This window comes from Microbacterium sp. X-17, from assembly GCF_039615055.1.
This window is the reverse complement of sequence record NZ_JBDHNI010000015.1, coordinates 1-7,002: the sequence shown is the minus strand read 5'-3', so window position 1 is coordinate 7,002 and position 7,002 is coordinate 1. Positions and strand designations below refer to the sequence as shown.

General features: G+C 64.9%; 4 protein-coding genes. All 4 read left to right on the top strand.

Annotated elements, in window-relative coordinates; translation table 11 throughout:
* The first annotated feature begins 32 nt into the window (after positions 1–32).
* Positions 33–3,650, top strand: coding sequence for an ATP-binding cassette domain-containing protein (locus ABCS02_RS34515; protein WP_345840245.1), 3,618 nt, complete (start codon positions 33–35; stop codon positions 3,648–3,650).
* A 74-nt stretch (positions 3,651–3,724) separates the two neighbouring features.
* Positions 3,725–4,951, top strand: coding sequence for an ABC transporter substrate-binding protein (locus ABCS02_RS34510; RefSeq protein ID WP_345840244.1), 1,227 nt, complete (start codon positions 3,725–3,727; stop codon positions 4,949–4,951).
* Between the two features lie 87 nt (positions 4,952–5,038).
* Positions 5,039–5,989 carry an acetaldehyde dehydrogenase (acetylating) gene (locus ABCS02_RS34505; RefSeq protein ID WP_345837348.1) on the top strand — a complete coding sequence of 317 codons (951 nt, stop codon included), beginning with the start codon at positions 5,039–5,041 and terminating at the stop codon, positions 5,987–5,989.
* Complete coding sequence (gene dmpG, locus ABCS02_RS34500) at positions 5,989–7,002, top strand: 4-hydroxy-2-oxovalerate aldolase (protein WP_345837347.1); 1,014 nt, start codon at positions 5,989–5,991, stop codon at positions 7,000–7,002. The genes ABCS02_RS34505 and dmpG overlap by 1 nt, the downstream gene beginning before the upstream one ends.

The window sequence follows — 7,002 nt, the reverse complement described above, 5'->3', positions numbered from 1 at the left end:
GGAAGGACCATTTCGATGCCGGAGTTCGTGGTATGAACGAGATTCTGATTTTTGCGATTCTGGGGTTGGGGTCTGGGGCTATTTATGGTCTTGGGTCGTTGAGTTTGGTGTTGGTGTATCGGGCGTCGGGTGTGGTGCATTTCGCGTCGGGTGCGGTGGGGATGGTGGGGGCGTTCGCGTTTTACCTGTTGCGGGGTGCGGGTGTTCCGTTGGTGGTGGCGTTGGTGCTCGCGTTTGGTGCGGGTGTGTTGTTGAATGTTGCGTTTTATGCGGTGGTGGTGCGGCGTTTGAGGAATGCGCAGCCGATTATTCAGTTGGTTGCGAGTTTGGCGTTTTTCGCGGTGTTGTATGCGTGGGCGTTGGGGACGTGGGGTGGGGCTCCGTCTGCTCCGGCGCCGGTGTTGCCGAAGGATTCGATTCCGTTGTGGGGGAACGCGGATGTGTCGGTGGACCGGTTGATTCTGTTGGGGGTCGGGGTTGTTCTGACCGCGGTTTTGGTGCCGGTGTATCGGTATACCCGGTTCGGGAAGCGGACCACGGCGGTCGCGGAGGGTGTTGCGGACACGCATGGGGTGTCGCGGGATTTTGTGGCGTTGATCAACTGGGGGTTGGCGGGTTTCTTGTCGGTGTTGGCGGCGATCATGATCGTGAACATCGTGGGGTTGTCGGTGACGCAGTTGAGTTTGATGGTGGTGCCGTTCCTGGTGGCTGCGGTGGTGGGGGGTTTCCGGTCGTTTTGGTTGGCGCTTGCGGGTGGGTTGTTGATCGGGGTGTTGCAGTCGGAGTTGACGTTGCTGCAGACCAGTAACCCGTCGTGGCCGATCGCGGGTGTGCAGGCGTTGGTGTCGGTGATCGTGGTGGTGGTCGCGTTGCTGGTCCGGAACATTTCGGTGACGAGCCGGACCGATGAGGATCTCGCGAAACCGCCGATGCTGACCGACGGGAAGATCCGGTGGGTGACGGTGGCGATCCTGGTGGTCGCGGGGGTGTTGTTGTTGGTGTTCTTGTCGCCGTCCGCGTTGGGGGCGCTCTCGATCAGCGCGGCGCTCGGGATCATTTGTTTGTCGGTGGTGGTAGTCAGCGGGTATGCGGGGCAGATCTCGTTGGCGCAGATGGCGTTGGCGGGCCTGGCCGGGTGGGTCGGGACTCGGATCGTGATGGCCGGTGGCGGGTTCCTTTTGGGCGCGGTGGTCGGGGTGATCACGGTGATCCTGGTCGGGTTGATCATCGCGTTGCCGGCGGTGCGGGTGCGGGGGATGAACCTTGCGATCGTGACGTTGACGTTCGCGGTGTTCATCGAGCAGCAGTTCCTGGACAACTCCGCTCTGGGTGGCGGGCAGGCTGCGGCGGGCTCGATCGGGTCGCCGGATCTGTTCGGGTTCAGCCTGTCCGGGTTGGTGTATCCGGTGCGGTGGGCGGTGGTGTGTGTGGTGCTGCTCGCGGTGACCTCGTTCGGGGTGATGAACCTCCGCCGCGGCCGGTCCGGCAGGCGTCTGATCGCGGTGCGGACGAATGAGCGGGCTGCGTCCGCGTTGGGGATCAACGTGCCGCAAGCGAAGTTGTATGCGTTCGCGTTGGCTGCCGCGTTGGCAGGTGTCGGCGGGTTGTTGATCACGTATTCCAGCCCGATCGTGCAGTTCGTGCCGATGTTCTCGTTCTTCCACTCGATCTCGATCGTGTTGTACACGGTGATCGGTGGGATCGGGTATGTCGCGGGTGCGATCATGGGCGGGTTGATCGACCCGTTGGGGTTGCTGCCGTTCTCGATCCGGCAGTTGATCGGGACCTCCACGATCGTGCAGGTCGTGCTCGGTCTGTTGCTGCTGGTGCAGTTGTCGTACCTGCCCAACGGCGGGTTCTCCACCATGGCCGCGACCCGCGCCTGGGTGGCGCGCCTCTTCCACCGCAAGACCCCAGCCGTAACCGCAGACACCACCGAGACGGCAGACGCCGCCACCGAGACCGCGGACGCCGCGACCACCGAAACGGCAGACGCCGCGACGGCGGGTGGGGTGCGGGGTCGGGTGGAGCCGGTCGCGCCGGTCACGTTGGAACTGTCGGATGTGTCGGTGTCGTTCGGGGGGGTGCACGCAGTCAAGAAGGTGTCGTTCCAGGCGGTGCCGGGTCAGATTGTGGGGTTGATCGGTCCGAACGGGGCGGGGAAGACCACGGTGATCGACGCGGCGACCGGGTTCGTGCACCCGCAGACCGGTCGGGTGCTGCTCAACGATCAGGACGTGATGGGCTGGCCGACCCGCCGGCGTGCGCGGGCGGGTTTGGGGCGGTCGTTCCAGTCGTTGGAGTTGTTCGACGCGATGACGGTGCGGGACAACATTGTCACCGCGTGTGAACGGCGGGACCTGGGCGCGTATGTGACCGACTTGTTCCGGCCGGGGAAACCGAAACTGTCTCCGGTCGCGTCGTCCGCGATCGACGAGTTCGGTTTGACCGGGGACCTGGACACGATGGCATCCGACTTGTCGTTCGGGCGGCGGCGGCTGGTCGCGATCGCCCGCGCGGTCGCAGCGAACCCGTCGGTGCTGCTGCTGGACGAACCGGCGGCGGGGTTGGATGAGAACGAGACCGCGGAACTGGGCCGGCTGGTGCGGCGGCTCGCGGATGACTGGTTGATGACGATCGTGCTGGTCGAACACGACGTGGGTTTGGTGATGGACGTGTGCGACCAGATCGTGGTCCTGGAACAGGGCGCGGTGATCGCGTCGGGCACCCCGGAACAGGTCGCCGCGTCCCCGCAGGTGAAAGACGCGTACTTCGGCGACACCGACACCGGGGTCACCGCCCCGGAACCGGAAACGGTCGTGGTCGTCGAAACGGTCACCATCGAAACCCCCGACCGGGTCGAAACGGTCGGCGCGGCCCGGGTCACCGAAACCCCCGCCGTGCGGGCGTCGGTCACCGATGAACAACAACTCCAGATCCGTGGGCTGACCTCCGGGTACGGGGACCTGCCCGCGGTCCGCGACATCGACCTGACCGTGAACCGCGGTGAGGTGGTGTTGCTGATCGGACCGAACGGGGCCGGGAAATCCACGACCCTGAAAACGATCTGCGGGGTCATCAAACCCATGAAGGGCGACGTGCTGTGGAAAGGCACCCCCACCAAACGGACCCCCCTGTACCGGCGGGTGCGGAACGGGCTCGCGTACGTCCCTGAGGAACGCAACATCGTCCGCAGCCTGTCCGTGCAAGACCACTTCGTCCTCGGCGGCGGGAACCCCGACATCGCGTACGAATACTTCCCGCAACTGGCAAAGATCCGCGACCGCGCCGCCGGACTCCTCTCCGGCGGGGAACGACAAATGCTCGTCGTCGGCGCAGCCCTCGCCCGCAAACCCGAGGTCCTCGTCATCGACGAACTCTCCCTCGGACTCGCACCGATCGTGGTCGACAACCTCATGCACACCATCCGCACCGTCGCCGACACCGGCGTCGGAGTCCTCCTCGTCGACCAACACATCACCAGCGGACTCACCATCGCCGACCGCGCCTACGTCATGGCCCGCGGCAACCTCCTCTACACCGGAACCGCCACCGAAACCCAAAACCGCCTCGAACAAATCAAAGACGTCTTCGTCGGCACCACCAACCAACGCACCGACCTCACGACGCCCGAACCCAGCAGGACATGACCCCGCGGATCGTCCGGTCCCTCAACTCGTTCCCCCGATAAAAAGCACCAGTCAATGAAGAGTGGAGTATCGAAATGAACAGAAAACACCTCACACGGTCCATGGCCGTGGTCATCGCGGTCGGCGCGTTGCTGACGACAGCGGCCTGTAGCGGGAACTCGTCGTCCTCGCCCTCCGGGTCCGCCAACGGCACGCCGATCGAGATCGGAATGATCGTCGACGTCACCGGTCCGATCTCCTTCGCCACCACCCCCACGGGTGCGAAGGCGGCCGTCGCGTCGATCAACGCGGCCGGCGGCGTGAACGGTCACCCCCTCGACCTGTTCGTCTGCGACTCGGGTGGCAACAGCACCACCGCAGCCGACTGCGGACAGCAGATGGTGTCCAAGCAGGTCGCGGCGGTGATCCGCCCCAGCAGCATCGTGGCCGACTCGTTCATCCCGATCCTGGAAGCGGCGAAGATCCCCATGATCGCGCCGCAGGTCTCCACCCCGGCGGGCTTCAGCTCGCCGGAGACCTTCGCGTTGGCCGACTCCCCGCCGATCTACTACCCCGGTTTCGCCCGCATGCTGGCAGACCAGGGCTCGAGCAACATCGCCATGGTGAGCGCGGAGGGCGCGGCATTCGCCAGCATCTTCCAGCTCCCGCCGCTCGGCGTGAAGAACTACTCGCGTCCGATCAACTTCAACAACGTGACGGTGCCTCTCACGGCGGCGGACATGGCGCCGTATGCCCAGGCGGTCAACAACACCAACCCGGATGGCGTCATCGCGGCGGTGCCGGACCAGCAGGCGATCAGCCTGACCCAGCTGCTGAAGTCCAGCAACCCGGCTCAGAAGATCGTCGTCTTCGGGACGGACGCGGCGAACGTGATCTCGAACATCACGTCGACGTTGGGCACGGTGCAGGGTCTGTACACGCTGAACTACTACAACGCCGGCGGCAGCGAGCCGGTTGCGCAGGAGTACCGCACGCAGACCGCCGCGCTGGGCGCCTCGGCTGACCAGGCCGTGAACGACTACGCCATGCAGGCCGCGTACGCGGCCGTGCTGGTGTTCGCCGAGGTTTCGGGGGGCATGTCCTCCGACATCACGGGGGCCAACGTGACCACGGCGCTGAACCAGGCGAACAACGTGACGATCAACGGGTTCGCCCCGGCGATCAACTTCACCACGCCTGTTCCGCAGGCCGGTGGAGCGCGCGTGTTCACCGCGTGCGTCCAGGAGGCGACCTACAGCGGCACGACGAAGAAGGCGCTCGGCGGCTTCATCAACGCGTTCACGGGCGCTGCCTGCTCGTAACACGCTGAAACCGGTTCGGTGGAGGGCGGCCCCATCGTCGCCCTCCACCGAATCTGCATGTAACACCCCGGATGGAGGATGTGAGGGATGAGCAAGGTGAAGGTTGCGATTATTGGGTCGGGGAACATTGGGACGGATTTGATGTTCAAGGTGATTCGGGGTGGGGTGAATTTGGAGTTGGCGGCGATGGTGGGGATCGACGCGGCGTCGGATGGTTTGGCTCGTGCGGCGCGGTTGGGTGTTCCGGTGACGCATGAGGGTGTTGAGGGTTTGGTCGCGATGCCGGGGTTTGGGGAGATCGAGATTGTGTTTGATGCGACGAGCGCGAGGGCGCATGTGCATAACGCTTCGGTGTTGGAGCCGTACGGGAAGCGGTTGATTGATTTGACGCCGGCGGCGATTGGTCCGTATGTGGTGCCTGCGGTGAATTTGGATGAGCATGTGGATGCGTCGAATATCAATATGGTGACGTGTGGGGGGCAGGCGACGATCCCGGTGGTCGCGGCGATTAGTGCGGTGGTGCCGGTGGTGTATGCGGAGATTGTTGCGTCGATCGCGTCGCGGAGTGCGGGGCCGGGGACGCGGGCGAATATTGATGAGTTCACGGAGACCACGTCGTTGGCGATTGAGCGGGTGGGGGGTGCGGGTCGGGGTCGGGCGATCATTATTTTGAATCCGGCGGAGCCGCCGTTGATGATGCGGGACACGGTGTTCGCGTTGGTCCGGGTCGAGGATGAGTCGGTGCTGGATGGGGTGGTGGCGAGTGTGGAGGAGATGGTTTCCCGGGTGGCGGGGTATGTGCCGGGGTATCGGTTGAAGCAGCCGGTCACGATCCGGCCGGTGCCGGCGGATCAGCCGGTGGAGACTCTCCTGGACCCGGGCTATGCGGGGGGGCGTCCGACGCATCAGGTGTCGGTGCTTTTGGAGGTGGAGGGTGCGGCGCATTATTTGCCGGCGTATGCGGGGAATTTGGACATTATGACGTCGGCGGCGGTGCAGACTGCGGAGCGGATCGCTGTTGTGAAGGCGGGTGTGTGATGGGGTCGAAGATTTTCGTGCAGGATGTGACGTTGCGTGATGGGATGCACGCGGTCCGGCATCGGATCACTCCGGAGAACGTGAAAGCCATCGTCCGCGCGTTGGATGCGGCGGGGGTGGATGCGATCGAGGTTGCGCATGGGGATGGGCTCGCGGGGGGGTCGTTGAATTATGGTCCGGGGTCGAACAGTGATTGGGAGTGGATTGAAGCGGCCGCGTCCGTGATCGACCGGGCCCGGCTTACCACGTTGCTTCTTCCCGGGGTGGGGACGATTCATGAGTTGACGCGGGCGTATGAGTTGGGGGTGCGGTCGGTGCGGGTCGCGACGCACTGCACGGAAGCGGATATTTCCGCGCAGCACATCGCGGCGGCCCGGGAGTTGGGGATGGATGTGTCGGGGTTTCTGATGCTGTCCCACATGAGCGGCCCCGTGGAGTTGGCTGCGCAGGCGAAGTTGATGGAGTCGTACGGGGCGCAGTGCGTGTATGTCACCGATTCGGGGGGGAGGCTCACGATGGACGGGGTCGCCGAACGGGTCCGCGCGTACCGGGACGTGTTGGATCCGGGGACGGAGATCGGGATTCACGCGCACGAGAACCTGTCGTTGTCGGTCGCGAATTCCGTGGTCGCGGTGCAGAACGGGGTGTTCCGGGTGGACGCGTCCCTCGCCGGGCACGGTGCGGGGGCGGGGAACTGCCCGTTGGAGGCGTTTATCGCGGTCGCGGACCTGTCCGGGTTCGAACACGGTTGTGATCTGTTCGCGTTGCAGGACGCCGCGGACGACCTGGTCCGGCCCTTGCAGGACCGGCCCGTGCGGGTCGACCGGGAAACCCTGACCCTGGGGTACGCGGGGGTGTATTCCAGCTTCCTCCGCCACGCCGAGAACGCGGCCGCCACCTACCAGCTCGACGTCCGCGACATCCTCGTCGAATGCGGACGCCGCGGCCTCGTCGGCGGCCAAGAAGACATGATCATCGACGTCTCCCTCGACCTCCTTGCCACCCACACCTGA